General features: G+C 70.1%; 1 protein-coding gene. It reads left to right on the top strand.

Annotated features, from left to right (window positions below; translation table 11 throughout):
- Positions 1 to 59: 59 nt before the first annotated feature.
- A partial coding sequence (locus tag VT50_RS40095) for a hypothetical protein (RefSeq protein ID WP_420822267.1) occupies positions 60 to 251 on the top strand: 192 nt, incomplete at its 3' end.

Here is a 251-nt window from a genome sequence, read left to right as displayed (position 1 = left end):
TGGTCGAGGGCGAGGGTGCCCGGCTGCCGTTCTCGTGGTCCGGGGTTTCGCTGCACGCGGTGGGTGCTTCCGTGCTGCGGGTGCGGTTGTCGGCGGCCGCCGCTGGTGGGGGTGCGGTGTCGTTGGCGGTGGCGGATGGTGCGGGTCGTGCGGTGTTGTCGGTGGATTCGTTGGTGTTGCGTCCGGTGTCGGTGGAGCAGATTCAGGGTGCGCGGGGTGGTCGTCAGGAGTCGCTGTACCGGCTGGACTGG

This window comes from Streptomyces antioxidans (assembly GCF_000968685.2).
Classification (GTDB): Bacteria; Actinomycetota; Actinomycetes; order Streptomycetales; family Streptomycetaceae; genus Streptomyces; species Streptomyces antioxidans.
Note: the sequence above shows the minus strand (reverse complement) of the source record. Positions and strands in the feature narration are given on the sequence as shown.